The sequence below is a fragment of the Cesiribacter andamanensis AMV16 genome, from assembly GCF_000348925.1.
Lineage (GTDB): Bacteria > Bacteroidota > Bacteroidia > Cytophagales > Cyclobacteriaceae > Cesiribacter > Cesiribacter andamanensis.
On record NZ_AODQ01000091.1, the window covers coordinates 1 to 18,632 of the forward strand.

Here is an 18,632-nt window from a genome sequence, read left to right on the forward strand (position 1 = left end):
CAATCTAAACGGGAGCAGCGCCGCTTAGCGGCCGGCCTGCAGCCGGGCAAATTCTTTGGCAAAGTAGGTGAGGATGATGTCGGCGCCGGCCCGCTTGATGCTCAGCAGACTTTCTTTCATCACTGCTTCTTCGTTGAGCCAGCCCTGGCGGGCGGCGGCCTTTACCATGGCATATTCGCCACTTACGTTATAGGCAGCTATGGGCAGGTCATAGTGGTCTTTAAGCAGCTTGATCACATCCAGGTAAAAGAGGGCAGGCTTTACCATGAGCATATCAGCCCCTTCGGCTACGTCCAGATCGGCTTCAATGAGCGCCTCCCGCTGATTGGCGGGGTTCATCTGATAGGTTTTCTTATCGCCGGGAATGCCCTCAGCCGAGCGGGGGGCACTATCCAGCGCATCCCGGAAGGGGCTGTAGAAGGCGCTGGCGTATTTGGCCGTATAGCTCATGATGCTTACCTCAGTATAACCGGCCTCATCCAGGGCATTCCGAAGATATTCCACCCGGCCGTCCATCATGTCGGAGGGCCCCAGGATATCTACCCCGGCTTCTGCCTGGGCTACGGCCATTTTCCCCAGCACCTCCAGGGTCTCGTCGTTTACGATCTTGCCGCCGCGCACCAGGCCATCATGCCCGTCGGAATTATAGGGGTCCAGCGCCACATCGCTCATGATGCAGGCCTCGGGCAGCTCCCGCTTTAGCTGGCGGATGGCCTGCAGGTAAAAATTGTCCGGGTTGTAGCTAAGGCTGGCCTCCTTATCTTTTTTGGCATCGGCAATGGCGGGAAAGAGGTCAAAGGTGGTGATGCCCAAACGCAGGCACTCTTCTATTTCTTTCAGGAGCAGGTCGGTGCTGAAGCGGTACTGGCCCGGCATGGAGGCTACCTCCACCTTTTGGTTGCGGCCCTCGATCATAAAGAGGGGGTAGATGAGGTGGCGGGTCTGTACCTGGGTTTCTTCCAGCATGGCCCTGATAGCGGCCGATTTTCTATTTCTGCGGGGGCGTCGTAGCATAGGGTAAAAAATAAGATTCGCCACAAAGGTACAAAAAGAAACGCACTGCCGGGGCAGTGCGTTCGCTTGCTTAGTCGCTAAAATGTCTATTCCGTCAGCACATTGCGGGCGGTGGGGGCATCGCCGGGCAGCTCTTCGGTGCCTACCAGCAGGCCATTGACCACATAGGCCCGGGCACTGCCCGACAGGCGGGTAATGGTGTAGGTGGGCTGGGCCTGGTGCAGTTCTTCGATCTTTAACAGTCGGGAAACCCGGTCTACATCTTTGGCATCGGCCAGGCGAAACAGATCGCCCAGCTGAATGCGCCGGAACAGGCTCTCATAGCCCGTATAGCGGCGCGATTTGGCCGGATCATAGGAGGCCCAGCGGCCGCCCGCCAGCACAAAGGGGTGGTCGGGGGTGGCGGTAATTTCGGTGCCGTCTTCAAAGGTCAGGCGAATAAGCTTGCAGTGGGTTACGCTTACCACCCCCTCTACGGCAGCGGCCGTGGCCTCTCCGGCCGTGCTGCCATAGGCCAGCACCTGATCGCCGGCGGCCAGCTGCTCAATGGGTTTTTGGCTGCCATCGGCCATGCTTACCAGCGATCCCCTGGCAAAACAATGCACCTCGGTGCCATCAAAGTAAATCTCGGTAATAACGGTATCATCGGTCTTGCTGCCGGGATACACCTCGGCAATCTCAAAGCGCAGCACCATCTCTTCCCCTTCAGGCATATGCCCCCAGATGTCGGGCAGCGTAAAGCGCTGCTCGGCGCGGCTGTCTTCCAGCTGCAGAAGGGCGGTGGGCGTATTATTTACGTAGAGCTTTAGCCGCTTTACCCGGCCGTTTTCCTGCCAGGCCCGTTCGCTGCGGGTGAAGCCATTGAAGATCTTGATTTCGGTAAGGCGGGGGCTATCGTGCGAAAAGCGGTACTCGATCCACTCGCCAACCCCAGGGCCGGGGGCGGCCTCTACCCAGGCCCCCTGCAGGCTCAGGTCATGGGCGTTGTTGGCATAGTAGGTATTGGTGGCGCGGGGGCCCAGCTCAGAAGAAGCGCTGATGGCATAGGGACCGCCGGCACAATACCAGCTACAGCCGGCTCCCACAATACTTTCCAAATCTTCCTTGGATTGATGAAAGTGATATTTTCCGTTGATTTCCTCTAATTGCAGGCTTTCTGAGGGGTTCAGGCGGGCTTTGGTGGCCAGTTGCTTCCAGCTGGCAAAGGCTTTGTAGGCGGCAGGGCTCAGATCGGGGGTATAGCCAAGCACCGGTTTCCAGAGCGGCAGGGGCTGGGCCCAGGAAACGCTGGAAATAAGCAGAAATAAGAGGAGCGGAACGCGCATGGCAGCAAATCTTGTTCTCTACAAGAATAATCTATTCCCCGCTTTCTTTTGCCGATGTGTAAGGCTTTGTTAATTTGTTGCGAAAAACCCGTTTTAACGACTCCATGAAAAGTACTCTTGTATACGGAGCAGCTGCGCTGGGCCTGATGGCCGCCTGCACCAGCACTCCGCAGGAATCGCCCGAGACTGCCCGGGCTACCGTACCCCCCTACCCCACTACCGCCAAGGTAGATACCATTGACAGCTATTTTGGGCAGCAGGTACCCGACCCCTACCGCTGGCTGGAAGATGACCGCTCCCAGGAAACCGGCCAATGGGTAGCCGCCCAGAATGAAGTAACCCAGGGCTACCTGGAGCAGATCCCCTACCGGGAGCAGATTCAGGAGCGCCTTACCCAGATCTGGAACTATGCCAAAACCGGCGCCCCCTTTAAGGAAGGCAACAGCTGGTATGTATACCGCAACAACGGCCTGCAAAACCAGTACGTGCTCTACCGCATGGACCAGCCCGGCCAGGCCGGCGAGGTATTTCTGGACCCCAACACCTTTAGCCAGGACGGTACCACCTCCCTGGGCGGCCTGAACTTCTCCAAAGACGGCACCTATGTAGCCTACTCTATTTCTGAAGGAGGCTCCGACTGGCGCACCATCCGCATTATGGAGGCCGCTACCAAAAAACTGCTGCAGGATGAAGTACGCTGGTCCAAGTTCAGCGGCATGAGCTGGGCGGGTGATGGTTTCTACTACAGCGCCTACGATGCCCCCAAAGAAGGCGATGCCCTTAAAGGCAAGAACGAATACCACAAGGTGTACTACCACAAACTGGGCACCCCCCAGAGCCAGGACCAGCTGGTGTATGAAGACAAGCAGCACCCCCTGCGCAACTTCTATGCCCAGACCACCGAAGACGAGCGCTTTCTGATCATAGGCGGCTCCGAGGGCACCAGCGGCAACAATGTGCTGGTACGGGACCTGAGCAAGCCCAATAGCCCCTTTATTACGGTGGTGGAAGATTTCAAGAAAGACCACAATGTGGTAGATACCGACGGCAACAGCCTGCTGCTGCTCACTACCCTGAATGCCCCCAACAAGCGTCTGGTGCGGGTTGACCTGAGCAAACCCCAGCCTCAGCACTGGGTGGATGTGATCCCCGAAAGTGACCGTCTGCTGGAAGGGGTAGGCACTGCCGGCGGCAAACTCTTTGCCAGCTACATGCAAGATGCCACCACGCGCATGTACCAGTATGACCGCCAGGGCCAGCTGGAGCGCGAGATCGAGCTGCCGGGCATCGGCTCGGCTGGCGGCTTTGGCGGCAAAAAGGAAGATCAGGAGCTTTACTACACCTTCACCTCCTTTACCAGCCCGGGTACTATTTACAAATACGATATCCGCACGGGCCAGAGCAGCCTGTTTGAAGCGCCCAAAATAGACTTCGACTTCACTCAGTATGAAACCAAGCAGGTATTTTACACCAGCAAGGACGGCACCAAAGTGCCCATGTTCATTGTGCACAAAAAGGGCTTGAAGCTGGATGGCTCCAACCCCACCTACCTGTACAGCTACGGCGGCTTCGATATCAGCATGCGTCCTGGTTTTAGTATAGCCCGCATGGCCTGGCTGGAGCAGGGGGGTATTTATGCCCAGCCCAGCATCCGCGGTGGCGGCGAGTACGGCCAGGCCTGGCACGAAGGGGGTATGAAAACCCAAAAGCAGAATGTATTTGATGACTTTATCGGGGCAGCCGAGTACCTGATCAAAGAAGGCTATACCAGCAAGGAAAAGCTGGCCATCAATGGCGGCTCCAATGGCGGCCTGTTGGTAGGAGCTGTCATGACGCAACGACCCGACCTCTTTCAGGTAGCCCTGCCGGCCGTAGGCGTGCTGGACATGCTCCGCTACCACAAGTTCACCATTGGCTGGGCCTGGGCGGTGGAGTACGGCAGCTCTGAAGAGAGCCAAGAGATGTTCCGCTACCTGCTGGCCTACTCGCCCCTGCACAACATCAAGGAGGGGGTAACATATCCCGCCACCATGGTAACCACCGCCGATCATGACGACCGCGTGGTGCCGGCGCACAGCTTTAAGTTCATCAGTGCCCTGCAGGAAAGGGGAGCACCCGGCAACCCCTACCTGATCCGCATTGAGACCAAGGCAGGCCACGGCGCCGGCAAGCCCACCGCCATGCAAATTGCCGAGTGGGCCGATCGCTATGCCTTTACCTGGCACAACATGGGCGTAACCCCTGATTTTGAGCAGCTGAAAAAGAAGGATGTACAGCTTCAGTAAAAGACAGGTCTGGCGGAGAATTGGAAATACGTTTTCCTGATTTCCTGCTGAATGAGGATTCTAAAGGCGCCGGAAGCAGTTCCGGCGCCTTTTTTTGTGGGTGTTATTCTAGCTGGTGGTAGGGGATCTATTAGGAATAAAACAAATGCTACTTCTCAGCGAGGCACAACCAGCCTCCCCCTGCACCCCCTCCAAAGGGGGACATCGTACCAGTCAGTAATTTTGCAGAAAACGGATGGGTTTGGGAGCTTAGAGCCTCTATTAAATCTGCTGTCCCTTCGATACGGTACGATTGTCCCCCTTTGGAGGGGGTGCAGGGGGAGGCTGGTTGTAAAAGCTCTTGCAAATCTAGCTTCCTGCAAACCCTCCTTATCCACTTAGCTTTCCTTTCATCTGAAACATCCATATGCCCCTCGCCGGGCGCCCCTCGCCGGGCGCCCCTCGCCGCTAACAGCCTCCTTAAAAGCGCTACACTTTTACGCCAGCGGCAGCCTGCGTATCTGAACGGCTGGATTTTGTGGAGGAGAATGCCCATCTTATGGCTAGAAAACCTAACTTCCCCTAATCCATCCCTTTATGAACCGATCCATTTCTTCCTTACTGCTATCGGGGGCTGTGGCGGCCGGCAGCCTGCTGGCGGGCTGTAGCACCACCGAACCGGCCGGCGCTGAAGACAGCAGCCTGTCGGGCACCGAATTTCAGGTGCCGGTGGAGTACTACAAACTCGACAATGGCCTGAAAGTAGTACTCTCACAGGACAGGACCGCTCCTACCGTGGTGGTGGCCGTGTACTACAACATTGGCTTTCGCATTGAGCCCCGGGACCGCACCGGCTTTGCTCACCTCTTTGAGCACATGATGTTTCAGGGCTCCGAAAACCTGGGCAAAATGGAGTTTGTGAACCTGGTGCAGAAAAACGGCGGGGTGCTCAACGGCTCTACCCGCTTTGACTTTACCAACTACTTTCAGATTGTGCCGGCCCACAAGTTGCAAACCATGCTCTGGGCCGAGGCCGACCGCATGAGCGGCCTGGCCATTACACAGGAAAACCTCACCAACCAGCAGGGAGTAGTAAAGAACGAGGTGAAGGTAAACGTGCTCAACCAGCCCTATGGCGGTTTCCCCTGGCTGGACATGCCCCAGTATGCCAATGAGAACTGGTACAATGCCCACAACTTCTACGGCGATCTGGAAGACCTGGACGCTGCCACCCTGGAAGATGTGCAGCAGTTCTTCGACACCTACTACTCGCCCAACAATGCCGTAGTGGTAGTAGTAGGCGATTTTGAAACCGCCGAAGCCAAAAAACACATTCAGGAATACTTTGGCCCCATTGGGTCGGCCACCCTACCCGAGCAGCCCGATATCAGCGAGCCGCGCCAGACCGCCGAAAAGCGCTTTGTAAAAGAAGACAAGCTGGCCAACAAACCGGCCCTTGCCGTGGGCTACCACATGCCCGAGCGAGGCACCGGCGAGTACTATGCCATGGGCCTCATCAACCAGATCCTGCTGCAGGGCGACGATTCCTGGCTGCACCAGGAGCTGGTACAGGACCGCGGCCTTACCGGCGGGGTAAGCGGCGGCATTAACCTGCTGGGCAATATGTTTAACTACAACGGCCCCATGCAGTGGATTGCCAACCTCTTCTATGACAAGGAAACCTCGGCCGATACCGTGCTGGAGGCCATTGACACTACCATTGCCCGCCTGCAGAACGAGCCTGTACCCCAGGAATTGCTGGAGCTGGCCATGATCAAGATGCGCTCCGACCTCTACGATAACATCGGCGGCTTTTACGGCTTTGGCCGGGCCGACCTGCTGGCCAGCTTTGCCCTCTTCGACGACCGGCCCGAAAAGATCAACGAGATCGAGGCTGAATTCCGCAAAGTAACCCCTGAGCTGATCCAGAAGACCGCCCGGGAATACCTGCAGCCCCGCAACCGCACCATCCTGATTATCGATCCCAAAGCTCCCGCCAACTAAGCCTTTTTACCATGAAAAAACTAACCTTATATACCCTTAGCCTGCTGCTGTGCTGCCTGGCACCGGCCTATGCCCAAAAGCAAACCCCGCCAGAAGGGGGTAAACCCAAAGACTTTAAGTTGCCTAATAAAGAAGAAGGCAGCCTGGACAACGGCCTCGGCTACACGCTGGTACCCTATGGCGCCGTGCCCAAGGCGCAGGTAAGCCTGGTGGTAAAGACCGGCAACATCCACGAAGCCGAAAACGAGGTGTGGCTGTCTGATTTTATGGGCAACCTCATGAAGGAAGGAACCCTCACCACCAAGGGAAAGGACCTTTCGCTGCGCATGGCCCGCATGGGGGGGGACCTTAACATCAACGTAGACCCCAACACCACCACCATTTCCGGCAATGTGCTTTCCGAGTTTGTACCCGAGCTCATCCAGCTCATTGCCGATGTGGTGCAGAACCCGGCCTTTCCCGAATCAGAAGCCGAGCGCCTCAAGAACGACCTCAAGCGCCAGCTGAGCGTTAGCAGCAACACGCCGCAGTCGCAGGCCAGCTCCCGTTTCTTTGCCCTGATGTACCCGGAGCATTCCTACGGCCGCATCTTCCCCACGCAGGAGATGATCGAGGGCTTTACCGCTGCCAAGGCCCGGCAGTTTTATGAAACAAACTTTGGTGCCCGGCGCAGTGTGCTCTATGTGGCCGGCAAATTCAATAAAGCTCAGGCAGAAGAAGCCATCCGGGCCAGCTTTAGCGGCTGGCTACAGGGGCCGGAACCCAAGTATCCTACCCCCACTGCCCAGCCCAGCCAGGAGGTAGCCGTTATTGACCGGCCCAATGCGCCGCAATCTACCCTTATGCTGGGCCTGCCCGTAATTGACCCCTCCCAGCCCGATTACCTGCCGCTGCAGGTAACCAATGCGCTGCTGGGCGGATCCTTCGGCTCCCGCATTACCTCCAACATCCGTGAAGACAAGGGATACACCTACTCGCCCTTCAGTACCGTAAATGTGCGCAAGGGGGCAGCTGTCTGGTACGAGCAGGCCGATGTGACCACCGAGCATACCCAGGCCTCGCTGCAGGAGATCACCAAAGAAGTGAAGCGCCTGCAGCAGGAGGCCCCTACGGCTGCCGAGCTGGAAGGTATCCAGAACTACCAGGCAGGCATTTTTGTGCTGCAGAATTCCACCCCGCAGGGCATCATCGGCCAGCTCAACTTCCTGGACCTGCACGGTCTGCCGGATAGTTACCTGACCAATTATGTGCAGAACGTCTATGCCATCACCCCCGAAAAGGTAAAGGAAATGACGGCCAAATACCTGGATACGCAGAAAATGACGCTGGTGGTAGTGGGTGACAAAAAAGAGATCGAAAAACAGATGAAGGGTGACCAGAGCCTGAAAGTCAACTAATCCGCAGAATTTTCCGTCGCACTATGAAAAGAGCTGCTTCCAAAAGGGAGCAGCTCTTTCTTTAAAATTATATATACATTCGATTAGACTGGATACTCATTTCGCTTATCCTTCTATTTTTCAATCCTGTTCAGTTTCAGGGTAGCCTGCAGGACCCCTGCAGCGTTGTATTTTTCATATTGGATCAGCCCATGCTCCGGACTCCAGTACGAGATATCTCCGGAAGGGTGAAGCATGGCGTAGGTACTGTAGGTACCCATAGGCACATGTAGCTGTCTTGAAAGGGCTACTATCTGATTCTGGTAATCCGGATTTTTGCCGCAACTATAGGCTGGCAGCTCCTGCTGCAGGACTGGCCTGATGGGTGCATAAAGAAAGTTGAATTTTGACATGCAGGAAACAATGCTGATCTCACAGCTGGTACAGGCTGTTCCATAGAGCCCTTCTTTGCCCAATTCCCACTCCCGGCCCAACAGAGTGAACACATGCCGGAAACTCCCCGAATCTGTTTTTTCAAGCAGTTTCTTTCCCACCTCCAGATAGCGAAAGTCCCTAATGGTATCCTGGGCAGTATAATAATCGTAATACAGCCGGTTGCCCTGCCTGAGCCAGGGAAACGAATAGGCACCGGGCCCTGGTAGCTCTTCCACCAGACCACAGCCTGCCAGCAGCATCAGGCAAAAAAGAAGCAAGATCCGGTTCATAGGTCAGGTAGGGGGAAATAGGCTAAGCAACTTTTCGGATTAGGGCGCAAGTGCTGACACAGGCCCGCCTGAATGCCGCCGGACGGCTCGCAGGTGATTCTTATTCCACTTTTTGCTGACGTTCTCCATCCAGCGGCCAAAATCGGCTGCTATTTTTCGCTCGTTTTTGGCATCGGAAGAAGCATAGCCCGTACTGACTTTTAGCACCAGCTCAGGCACATCCTGAAAGCCCAGCCCGGCCATCTGGGGGCTGTAATGGACCGAGGTCATGTAGCGGTTCTGCGGGGTGGAATAAAAGCCTACCGGAAAGGGTACCCCTGCCGCCGCAAGGGCAATGGGCGTGGCTACGCCCAGCAGGGTGAGTGCCAGGGCCGTATTTTGCTCGGTTCTGCTCACCAGCCGATAGGCAATTAGCCGGTAATGCACGTCGGCCTGCAGGCTATCCTGGGTTAGTATGAATTTCAGTGCTTGTTTTTTTTGAAGGTTGGCCTTTACAAAGGAAGCCTGCGCCGCCAGCTTAAAGTTATGCGCCATCTCAGGCTCAACAAAGGCCTCATTGGCTGTAACAGCCACCCAGATGGTATCGGGCAGCTGCCGGAAGTCGGCTTTCTGAGCCTGGAGCCCATGTGCGGCCACAAACAGGAAGCAGGAAAAGAAGAGGAGCTTATTCATGAGCGAAGGCTGGCGTTGGTTCGGGAGTTATTTTATACCAAATACGCTACGTAATTAGTGAAAAATACCAATTGTTACAATATGGCTGACGCCCTTTTTATCCCAAAGGCTGCCAGTACTTTGCTCACTATAAGGAGATATCCTGTATTTTAGCCCTTATTATGACCCATACCCCCAACATCACCATCCGCACCGGCACCCGCCAGGACCTGCCCCAGGTGCTGGCGCTTATCAAAGAACTGGCCGAATACGAACGGGCCCCGCAGGAGGTAGACAATACCGTGGAGCGCATGGAGCAGGACGGCTTCGGTCCCCAGAAGGTGTTTGATTTTCTGGTGGCTGAGCAAGACGGAAGGATACTGGGCCTGGCCCTCTACTACTGGAGCTACAGCACCTGGAAGGGCAAATGCATGTACCTGGAAGACCTGGTGATTACCCAACCCCACCGCCGCTTTGGCATTGGGCGGCGGCTGTTTGACCGCCTGATCCAGATTGCCAAAGAGAAAGATGTGCGCCGCCTGAGCTGGCAGGTACTTGACTGGAATGAGCCCGCCATTGAATTCTACAAAGGCCTGGGCGCCCAGCTGGATGGGGAGTGGATCAACGGCCGGCTCACCTATGAGCAGCTGCAGGCGATGGGGTAGGAACAGTCTTACCACCCCTGCCCCTCCTAAAACAGGAGGGGAATTACCGCAGCTGATGGTTTTATGGGTTTCTGCCCCATTTTGAGTTCAGCAGCTGTATGCTGAATGCAAAAAGCCCTCTGGAGTCCTGATTCCCCTCCTGTTTTAGGATGGACGTCCGGGGCTGCGGTGCCCGGAGGGCGGGGTGGTTAATAGGGAGGCCTATTAAATCACCTGCTCCATCAGCGTGCGGAAGGAGAGGGCTTTTTCGCCGTAGCGGTCGGTGACCATCTGGCGCAGGCGGGGGGCATGATCGCGCAGGTAGGCGTCAATATCGTTGATATCAAGGGCAAAGTACTGAATGGCATAGGTGCGGCCGCCCTCTACCTCGTTGATCAGGCGAAAGATCTTGTGGTCAACAAACAACCTGGTAGCCATTACATCGGGAATGTGGATCTCCCGCATCCAGCGGAGCCAGTCTTTTTCAATTCCCGGATCAATGCTTACCGTTACATTATATAATATCATAGGGCATTGGATTACGTCAACAAGGGGTAATTATCGTATACGCCTGGCAGATTGTCTATCAATTTCCCGTAATTTTCAGCTTGTATGCAACCTACCGCTTTAGTGAACCGTCCGCTTTCCCAAAAAAAGGGGGCCTTTGCCCTGATGGCCGCTTCTTATACGGCCGGCCTTATAGGCCTGCTACTGCCCACCACCCAGGCCCTCTTTCAGGCGCTCACTCCTTTTCACCTGCTGCTTACCTCGGGCCTGCTCTTCTGGTTCCATACGGATTGGAGCCGGGCTTTTCTCCTTTTTTTGCGCCGCCGCTTTTACGGTGGGGTATGGGGTAGAGGTGCTGGGGGTGCACACCGGTGCTATTTTTGGCGAGTACTGGTATGGCGGCGCCTTTGGACCCAAAGTACTGGAGGTACCCCTGCTCATTGGCCTCAACTGGCTGGTGCTGGTCTACTGCTGCGGCACCATCTGCCAGCGACTGGCCCTGCCCACCCCCTTAAAAGCCGCCCTGGCCGCCGCCCTCATGGTGGGGCTCGATTTTTTTATTGAGCCTATTTCGGCCCGCTATGATTTTTGGTACTGGCAGGAGAATATCATTCCGGCGCAGAATTTTATCGCCTGGTTCATAACGGCTTTTCTGCTGCTGGTACTTTTCTACGTTTTACCCATCCGGCGGGGCAATTTTCTGGCCCTGCCCCTCTATATAATGCAGCTCCTGTTTTTTGCAAGTTTGCTTCTGTTTACGTAAAATGCAGCCTCTGTTAAACAAGCCAGCGCCAGTTGCGTTATTAGTGGATAGACCTAAAGGCAAGAAACGATGAAGGTAGTGCTAATGGCAATAGGGGCTTTTGCAGGCATGGAGGCCATTTCCTGGTGTATCCATAAGTACATTATGCATGGGCCGTTATGGAAAATTCATCGTACCCATCATGTTCATGGCAAGGGTTTCTTTGAACTAAACGATTTGTTTTCGCTTTTTTTCGGCAGTACGGCCATCGTGTTGTTGATCGTGGGCTTAAACAGGGAGAATCCTTATGCCACAGGTGCCGGCCTGGGCATCTCTGTCTATGGGATGCTCTACTTTATACTACATGATATGATTATACACCGGCGCATAAAAGCGTTTGGCACAATAAAGAACAGGTATTTACGCGGACTAGCAGCCGCCCACCGGGATCATCACCGTAGCCGGGAACGCGATGGGGGTGTGGCCTTTGGCCTGCTGTGGGTGCCTGTACACTACTTTAAACAAAGCAACCTAAGAAAGGGAGGTAAAGGTGAGCCATTATTCCATAAAAGATCTGGAACATTTGTCGGGCATTAAAGCCCATACCCTGCGCATCTGGGAGCAGCGCTACAATTTTCTGCACCCCGACCGTACGGACACCAACATTCGCCTCTATAACGATGATGATCTCAAACTGATCCTCAACGTATCGCTGCTGCGCGATAATGGCTTTAAGATCTCCAAAATTGCCGGCATGGATGCCCGGCAGATCGGCGAAGCCGTGCGGCAGATCACCGATCAGCAGGGCACCCACCACACCGAGCAGATCCATGCCCTGAGCCTGGCCATGATTGACCTGGATGAGGAGCGATTTGAGAAGATCATGTCCACCAACATTCTGCAGCAGGGCTTTGAGCAGACCATGATGCAGGTGGTATTTCCCTTTTTGCGCAAAATAGGGGTGCTGTGGCAAACCGGCTCGGTTACTCCGGCCCAGGAACACTTTATCAGCAACCTCATTCGCCAGAAGCTGATTGTTGCCATTGATGGCAGCTTTGTGTCCAGCAAGGAAAAGCATAAGAAATACCTGCTCTACCTACCCGAGGGCGAGCTGCATGAGCTAACGCTGCTCTTCTGCTACTATGCCATCAAGAGCCGCAAAAACCGCGTAATCTATCTGGGCCAGAACGTACCCCTGGCTGATGTGGTAAGCACCTTTAACATCTACCAGCCCGATTATGTGCTGACCATTCTTACCACCAACAAGTCGGTAGGCAAGACCCAGAAGTATGTAAACGCCCTAGGCGATTCCTTTAAAACAGCCCAGCTGTTGCTATCCGGCTATCAGCTGCTGAACAACGACATCAAGCTACCCTCCAACGCCAGGCTGTTGCGCCGGCTGGAAGAGTTTCTGTCCATGCTGGAGTTGCAAAGCGAGCGCAGCATACTGCAGGAGTAGGCCCCTACACATTACCCCCCCATTGTATAAGAGCCCCCTCCGGGGGGCTCATTTTATTGTAGCAATAGCCATGCCTGTGATATGGTCTGGTACCCGCACCTGCGGCGCAGGCAGTATCGCTCTTTTGTGCAGCTCTGGCCTGGCGCCAGCCGGGAGGCGGATGAGGCCTGCATGGGCAAATTGCACCCCCTTCGGTGCTCCGGTTTTTTTTCTCTTACTCAGGCATTTAGCGCTGCCCGCCCTCAGGGAGCCCCGCTGAACAGAGGCCGTGCAGCAACTTTTGGAAATTGTTTGAAAATAAGGGGAAAAAAAGTAAATATCATATAAGTACAACGTAACCCTGCGGCAGGGGGCGCGTATATCTTTCACAGACGATTTTACCTCTACCCTCCGGCACCATCTGACGCAGGTGCTAACCGAACTCCTCTGATCTGATCGAAGTTTTTTTAACTTTACTGAAAAAAACCTGTACAGTTTCTTGACTTTTTCGCCACAGCGATTAATTTTGTTTAGAAACTTTTTAAGCCAACTTAAACATTTTTTTGCATGACAGCACTAGAGTTCAGCTATTCCCTCAACAAAATGTCCAAATCCCTTAAGCCCTTTGCGCTTAAACTGACCAAAGACATGGAGGAGGCCAACGATCTATTGCAGGAGACGATCCTGAAAGCTTTTACGAATCGAGACAAGTTTGCGGATGGTACTAATTTAAAAGCTTGGTTATATACAATTATGAAAAACACCTTCATTACCAACTACCAGCGCATGGTAAGAAGGAACACCTTTATCGACACCACCGATAACCTGCACTATATAAACTCTACCGAAAATGTTACCGAAAACCTAGCCTATACCAGCTTTGCCCTCAAGGACATCAACGAGGCCATTGTAAACCTGGACGATGCCTACAAAACCCCCTTTATGATGCACTTCCGTGGTTTTAAGTACCACGAGATTGCCGATAAATTAAACATTCCCATAGGTACGGTAAAAAACCGCATTCACATTGCCCGCAAGGAGCTTAAAGGCAAGCTGCGCAACTATGCGGTGAAGTAGCCCAAGGCCCTTCGGCCCGAGACACTTCATGAAAAAAAACATTCTTGTGATCGGAGGGGGCTTTGCCGGACTGGCAGCAGCCTCCTGCCTGGCGAAAGCTGGAAACCGTGTAACACTTATCGAAAAGAACAAAACCCTTGGTGGGCGCGCACGTGCGTTTTCTGCCGAGGGTTTTACTTTTGATATGGGCCCCAGCTGGTACTGGATGCCCGATGTGTTTGAGCAGTACTTTGGCCTGTTTGGCCACAACCCTGCCGACTTCTACAAACTACACCGTCTGGACCCCTCCTACCGGGTCTATTTTGGCAGGGAAGATGCCGTAGACCTGCCCGCCAGCCTGCCTGAGCTATATGCGCTCTTCAACCAGCTGGAGCCTGGCAGTGGCCGGGGGCTGGAGCAGTTTTTGCAACAGGCCGCCTACAAATACCAGGTGGGCATGCAGCAGCTGGTCTATAAGCCCGGCCGCAGCCTGCAGGAGTTCATGAGCCTGCAGTTGCTGCGGGATATCATGCGGCTGGATGTATTCAACTCTCTGCACAGCCATGCCCGCAGGTTCTTTAGCCACCCGCAGCTGCTGCAGATTGTTGAGTTTCCGGTACTGTTTCTGGGGGCAACCCCGCAAAATACCCCGGCCCTCTACAGCCTGATGAACTGGGCCGATATGGGCCTGGGCACCTGGTACCCCATGGGGGGCATGTACAAAATTGTGGAAGGGATGGAAAAAGTGGCCCGGGAGCAGGGAGTAGAGATCCTGACCGACTGCCCCGTGCATGAGATTGTGGTAGAGAAAGGGGTAGCCACCAGGCTAAGCACCGCCAGGGGCGATTTCGCCGCCGATGTGGTGGTGGCAGGTGCCGATTACCACCACGTGGAGCAGGAACTGCTGGAGCCCCGCTGGCGCACGTACGGTCCTGCCTACTGGAAAAAGCGCACCATGGCCCCCTCCAGCCTCCTGTTTTATATGGGTGTTAACAAGCGCCTCAAAAATCTTCAGCACCACAATCTGTTTTTTGATAAAGACTTTGGCCGGCATGCCCGGGAAATCTACGAGCAACCCGCCTGGCCCAGTGACCCCCTCTTTTATGCCTGTGTGCCCTCCCTTACCGATGCATCCGTAGCGCCGCAGGGAAGCGAAAATCTTTTTCTGCTGGTGCCCGTGGCCCCGGGTCTGGAAGATACCCCCGAGATCCGGGAGCATTACTATGAGCGCATTATGGACCGGCTGGAAGACCTGAGCGGCCAATCAGTACGGGAGTCGGTGGTGTACAGGCGCAGCTATGCCCACGCCGATTTTGTGCAGGATTATAATGCTTTCCGGGGCAATGCCTATGGCCTGGCCAACACCCTGCGCCAAACAGCTTTGCTCAAACCCGGGTTAAAAAGTAAGCGGGTCAAAAACCTGTACTATACCGGCCAATTGACGGTGCCAGGGCCCGGTGTACCGCCTTCGTTAATTTCGGGGCAGGTAGTTGCTAGCGAAATTGAAAAAGATTTTGCATCTTGACGTTTAATCTTTAATGATTTTCGTTACACAGCTATGGACTTATTCAGCAAAACCACTTTTGAGTGCAGCAAGCTCATTACCCAGCGCTACAGCACCTCCTTTACGCTGGGCATCCGCACGCTGCACAAGCGCTTTCACTTTCCCATTTATGCCATCTATGGCTATGTGCGCTATGCCGATGAGATAGTGGATACCTTCCATAGCCATGACAAGGCCCGGCTGCTGGAGCGCTTCCGGCACGATACCCGCCAGGCGCTGGACGAAAAAATAAGCCTGAACCCCGTTTTACACAGCTTTCAGCAGGTAGTGCATGAATACGGCATCGAGTGGGAGCTGATTGAAGCCTTTTTGCATAGCATGGAAATGGACCTGGACCATACCCAGTATGAAAGGGTGGGCTATGAGAAATACATATACGGCTCAGCCGAGGTGGTGGGCCTGATGTGCCTGCGCGTTTTTTGCGAAGGCGATGAGGACCAGTACCAGCAGCTGAAGGCCCCGGCCAGGAGCTTAGGCGCTGCCTTTCAGAAAGTTAACTTTTTGCGGGACATCCGCAGCGACTTTGAAGAGCGGGGCAGGGTCTATTTTCCGGGGGTTGATTTTACAGAATTTACGACGGCAGCCAAAAAGCAGATCGAGAAAGACATTGAACAGGATTTTGCCGATGCCTATAGCGGCATTCTGCGCCTGCCCAAAGGCGCCCAGATGGGGGTGTACCTGGCCTATCTCTACTACAAAAAACTCTTTTACAAGATCTGCAGCTGCCCCCCTTCCCGCATCCTAAAAGAGCGGGTGCGCATACCCGATCAGAACAAGCTCCTGCTGCTGGCCCAGACCATGCTCCGGTATCAGTTTAATATTTTGTAAATTTTATTAAACGTTTTAGAAGAAAGGGAAACTTTTTACTTCTTACTTTGCTTTAGAAATTAAGGCGAACTCTATGCACAAGCTCATTGTCGATATTGACCCTAACTCTGGCTTTTGCTTTGGCGTGGTATACGCCATTGAAATGGCCGAGGACATGCTGGAAGAACAGGGTTATCTGTACTGCCTGGGCGATATTGTGCACAACGATGAGGAAGTAAAACGGCTGGAAGAAAAAGGGCTGCGCATCATTAACCACCAGCAGCTGGAGGCGCTGCACAACGAAACGGTACTGATCCGCGCCCATGGCGAACCCCCCTCTACCTACGAACTGGCCCTCAAAAATAACCTGCGCCTGGTAGATGCCTCCTGCCCGGTAGTGCTTAAGCTGCAGAACCGCATCAAGAATTCCTTTGACAAAGGGGAACAGATCTACATCTATGGCAAGCATGGCCATGCCGAAGTAATCGGCCTGCTGGGCCAGACCAACAACCAGGCGGTGGTATTTCAGGACCTGAACGAAATTTCCCTGCAGGATCTGCCCCCCGCCATTACCCTCTATAGCCAGACCACCAAAAGCACCGATACCTTTTATAAGATAAAAGACCAGCTGCAGGAGGCCGGCGTGCAGGTAAATGCCAACGACACCATTTGCCGGCAGGTGAGCAACCGCGATAAAGAACTACGGGACTTTGCCGGCCAGTACGATAAGATTGTGTTTGTATCCGGCACCAAATCCTCAAACGGCAAGGTACTCTATGGGGTATGCCGGGATCGCAATCCCAATACCTACTTCATAAGCCGGCCAGAAGAGCTGCAGCCCGATTGGTTTTCGGAAGGGGAACGGGTGGGCATTTGCGGCGCTACCTCTACCCCCATGTGGCTGATGCAGGAAGTGCGGGAGCAGCTGCTTACCTATTGAGCCGCCGCCGCTCCGCCATTTTTCGTATCTTTACCCTACCGCCATGGCAGTAGCAGCAACAGCACCAAGCACATTCTGGAAAAAACACCTGGGAGTAACCATTGCCCTTGGCATTATTCTGGCCTGGGGCGCCTGTCTGTACCTGCTCCTGACCGCCTACACCATTTCCTGGACCTCCCCGCTCACCTGGCTTCTGGTGCTGGTGCAAACCCACCTCTACACCGGCCTGTTCATCACCGCCCACGATGCCATGCATGGGGTAGTATCTTCTCACAAAAAGCTTAATACGGCCATCGGCTGGCTGGCGGCTTTGCTGTTTGCCTACAACTGGTACCCCCGCCTGTTTCCGCGACACCACCAGCACCACCGCCATGTGGCTACGGAAGAGGATCCTGACTATCACCCCAGCGGCAATTTTTTCCGCTGGTACCTGAGCTTTTTGGGCAACTACATCACCATCTGGCAACTAGTGGCCATGGCCATCACCTATAACCTGCTGATTCTGGTCTTCCCGCAGCCCAATGTAATTCTGTACTGGATGGTGCCCAGCATACTGGCTACCTGTCAGCTGTTTTACTTCGGCACCTACCTGCCACACATGGGCGAGCATGCCCCTGACAACCGGCACAAGTCGGGCAGCCAGCCCAAAAACCACCTGTGGGCCTTTATCAGCTGTTACTTTTTTGGGTATCACTGGGAGCACCACAACTATCCCGGCACCCCCTGGTGGCAGTTGTGGAAGAAAAAAGCCTGAACCTGCGAACAAATCGGGTTCAGAGATGTATAGATTTTTTGAGCTTTCGCCCCTGTATAAGCGGGGTTCAAAGTAAACTATCTGTCCATACTTTTTCCCATTCATACACCTCAGTCAACACGCCCAGCATTGCTATCAAAAAAATTGTTTGAAACCCGCCCATCATTACCTGTATTTTTGTGTAGATTTGATAAAATTTTATTAAACATTATGAGGCTGTTTTGGGCATTTCTTCTGGTGCTGCTGGTACAAGTGCCTCTGCTGGCACAGCAGGGGATCATCCGGGGGCGGGTTACCAACCGGGCCACCAACGAACCCATCCCCTTTGCCACGGTAGTGATCAGCGGTACCAGTACAGGCGCCACCACTTCCGATGCGGGCCGATTTGAGATAAAGGAGCTGCAACCCGGCCTCTATACCCTGGAGGTACGCAGCCTGGGCTATAAAACAGAGCGGGTGTATGAAGTGGCTGTGACCAACGCCCGCCCCGCCGAGCTGACTGTATCCCTGAGCGAAGAAGCCGAACGCCTGCAGGAGGTAGAAGTGGTGGCAGCCCCCTTCAGCAAAACCGATGAGAGCCCCGTATCCCTGCGCAGCATTGGCCCCGATGAGATCCGCCGCAGCCCGGGCGGAAACCGGGACATTAGCAAGGTAATTCGCTCCCTGCCCGGCGCTGCCACGGCCCCATCGTTTCGAAACGACATCATCATCCGTGGTGGAGCGCCCAGCGAGAACAAATACTTTTTGGATGGCATTGAGGTGCCCAACATCAACCACTTTCAGACCCAGGGCAGCAGTGGCGGTCCGGTAGGCCTGATCAA

Annotated in this window: 18 protein-coding genes; 13 read left to right on the plus strand and 5 right to left on the minus strand. The window is 54.5% G+C overall.

Going from position 1 to position 18,632, the window contains the following annotated elements:
- Positions 1–24: 24 nt before the first annotated feature.
- Entirely contained in the window at positions 25–1,014 is a 990-nt protein-coding gene (gene hemB, locus ADICEAN_RS14965) for a porphobilinogen synthase (RefSeq protein WP_009196472.1), read from the minus strand.
- Between the two features lie 86 nt (positions 1,015–1,100).
- Positions 1,101–2,339: an NADase-type glycan-binding domain-containing protein gene (locus tag ADICEAN_RS14970; RefSeq protein ID WP_009196473.1), complete on the minus strand. Its 1,239-nt coding sequence runs from the start codon at positions 2,337–2,339 to the stop codon at positions 1,101–1,103.
- A gap of 104 nt (positions 2,340–2,443) precedes the next feature.
- On the opposite strand from ADICEAN_RS14970, the gene ADICEAN_RS14975 reads away from it, so the two are divergent.
- The 3 genes from ADICEAN_RS14975 (at position 2,444) to ADICEAN_RS14985 (ending at position 8,004) form a co-directional block, all read left to right on the plus strand.
- Complete coding sequence (locus ADICEAN_RS14975; protein WP_009196474.1) at positions 2,444–4,624, plus strand: prolyl oligopeptidase family serine peptidase; 2,181 nt, start codon at positions 2,444–2,446, stop codon at positions 4,622–4,624.
- 576 nt (positions 4,625–5,200) lie between these two features.
- Complete coding sequence (locus tag ADICEAN_RS14980; RefSeq protein ID WP_009196475.1) at positions 5,201–6,607, plus strand: M16 family metallopeptidase; 1,407 nt, start codon at positions 5,201–5,203, stop codon at positions 6,605–6,607.
- 11 nt (positions 6,608–6,618) lie between these two features.
- Positions 6,619–8,004 (plus strand): M16 family metallopeptidase, encoded by a 1,386-nt coding sequence (locus tag ADICEAN_RS14985; RefSeq protein ID WP_009196476.1) that lies wholly within the window; start codon positions 6,619–6,621, stop codon positions 8,002–8,004.
- A gap of 113 nt (positions 8,005–8,117) precedes the next feature.
- On the opposite strand, the gene ADICEAN_RS14990 is transcribed toward ADICEAN_RS14985, so the two are convergent.
- Entirely contained in the window at positions 8,118–8,708 is a 591-nt protein-coding gene (locus tag ADICEAN_RS14990; RefSeq protein WP_009196477.1) for a hypothetical protein, read from the minus strand.
- Positions 8,709–8,747: 39 nt separating this feature from the next.
- Positions 8,748–9,380: a hypothetical protein gene (locus tag ADICEAN_RS14995; RefSeq protein WP_009196478.1), complete on the minus strand. Its 633-nt coding sequence runs from the start codon at positions 9,378–9,380 to the stop codon at positions 8,748–8,750.
- Between the two features lie 161 nt (positions 9,381–9,541).
- Here ADICEAN_RS14995 and ADICEAN_RS15000 point away from each other — a divergent pair, with 161 nt between their 5' ends.
- Complete coding sequence (locus ADICEAN_RS15000; RefSeq protein WP_009196479.1) at positions 9,542–10,024, plus strand: GNAT family N-acetyltransferase; 483 nt, start codon at positions 9,542–9,544, stop codon at positions 10,022–10,024.
- Positions 10,025–10,228: 204 nt separating this feature from the next.
- On the opposite strand, the gene ADICEAN_RS15005 is transcribed toward ADICEAN_RS15000, so the two are convergent.
- On the minus strand, positions 10,229–10,531 hold the full coding sequence (locus tag ADICEAN_RS15005; RefSeq protein ID WP_009196480.1) for a DUF4286 family protein: 303 nt from the start codon (positions 10,529–10,531) through the stop codon (positions 10,229–10,231).
- Positions 10,532–10,844: 313 nt separating this feature from the next.
- Between ADICEAN_RS15005 and ADICEAN_RS15010 the strand changes: the two genes are divergently transcribed.
- The 9 genes from ADICEAN_RS15010 to ADICEAN_RS15050 form a co-directional block, all read left to right on the plus strand.
- Entirely contained in the window at positions 10,845–11,273 is a 429-nt protein-coding gene (locus ADICEAN_RS15010; protein ID WP_009196481.1) for a carotenoid biosynthesis protein, read from the plus strand.
- Between the two features lie 69 nt (positions 11,274–11,342).
- Positions 11,343–11,849, plus strand: a complete 507-nt coding sequence (locus ADICEAN_RS15015; RefSeq protein WP_009196482.1) for a sterol desaturase family protein — start codon at positions 11,343–11,345, stop codon at positions 11,847–11,849.
- On the plus strand, positions 11,803–12,711 hold the full coding sequence (locus ADICEAN_RS15020; RefSeq protein ID WP_009196483.1) for a MerR family transcriptional regulator: 909 nt from the start codon (positions 11,803–11,805) through the stop codon (positions 12,709–12,711). Before ADICEAN_RS15015 ends, ADICEAN_RS15020 begins: the two co-directional genes overlap by 47 nt.
- 546 nt (positions 12,712–13,257) lie before the next feature.
- Positions 13,258–13,767 (plus strand): RNA polymerase sigma factor, encoded by a 510-nt coding sequence (locus ADICEAN_RS15025; RefSeq protein WP_009196484.1) that lies wholly within the window; start codon positions 13,258–13,260, stop codon positions 13,765–13,767.
- Positions 13,768–13,795: 28 nt separating this feature from the next.
- Entirely contained in the window at positions 13,796–15,271 is a 1,476-nt protein-coding gene (locus tag ADICEAN_RS15030; protein WP_009196485.1) for a phytoene desaturase family protein, read from the plus strand.
- Between the two features lie 33 nt (positions 15,272–15,304).
- Positions 15,305–16,138 carry a phytoene/squalene synthase family protein gene (locus tag ADICEAN_RS15035; RefSeq protein ID WP_009196486.1) on the plus strand — a complete coding sequence of 278 codons (834 nt, stop codon included), beginning with the start codon at positions 15,305–15,307 and terminating at the stop codon, positions 16,136–16,138.
- Positions 16,139–16,211: 73 nt separating this feature from the next.
- Complete coding sequence (locus ADICEAN_RS15040; RefSeq protein ID WP_009196487.1) at positions 16,212–17,057, plus strand: 4-hydroxy-3-methylbut-2-enyl diphosphate reductase; 846 nt, start codon at positions 16,212–16,214, stop codon at positions 17,055–17,057.
- 43 nt (positions 17,058–17,100) lie between these two features.
- A complete protein-coding gene (locus tag ADICEAN_RS15045) occupies positions 17,101–17,811 on the plus strand; it encodes a fatty acid desaturase (protein ID WP_009196488.1) in 711 nt (236 codons plus the stop codon).
- 210 nt (positions 17,812–18,021) lie between these two features.
- The coding region (locus tag ADICEAN_RS15050; protein WP_040397443.1) for a carboxypeptidase-like regulatory domain-containing protein at positions 18,022–18,632 on the plus strand (611 nt) is incomplete at its 3' end.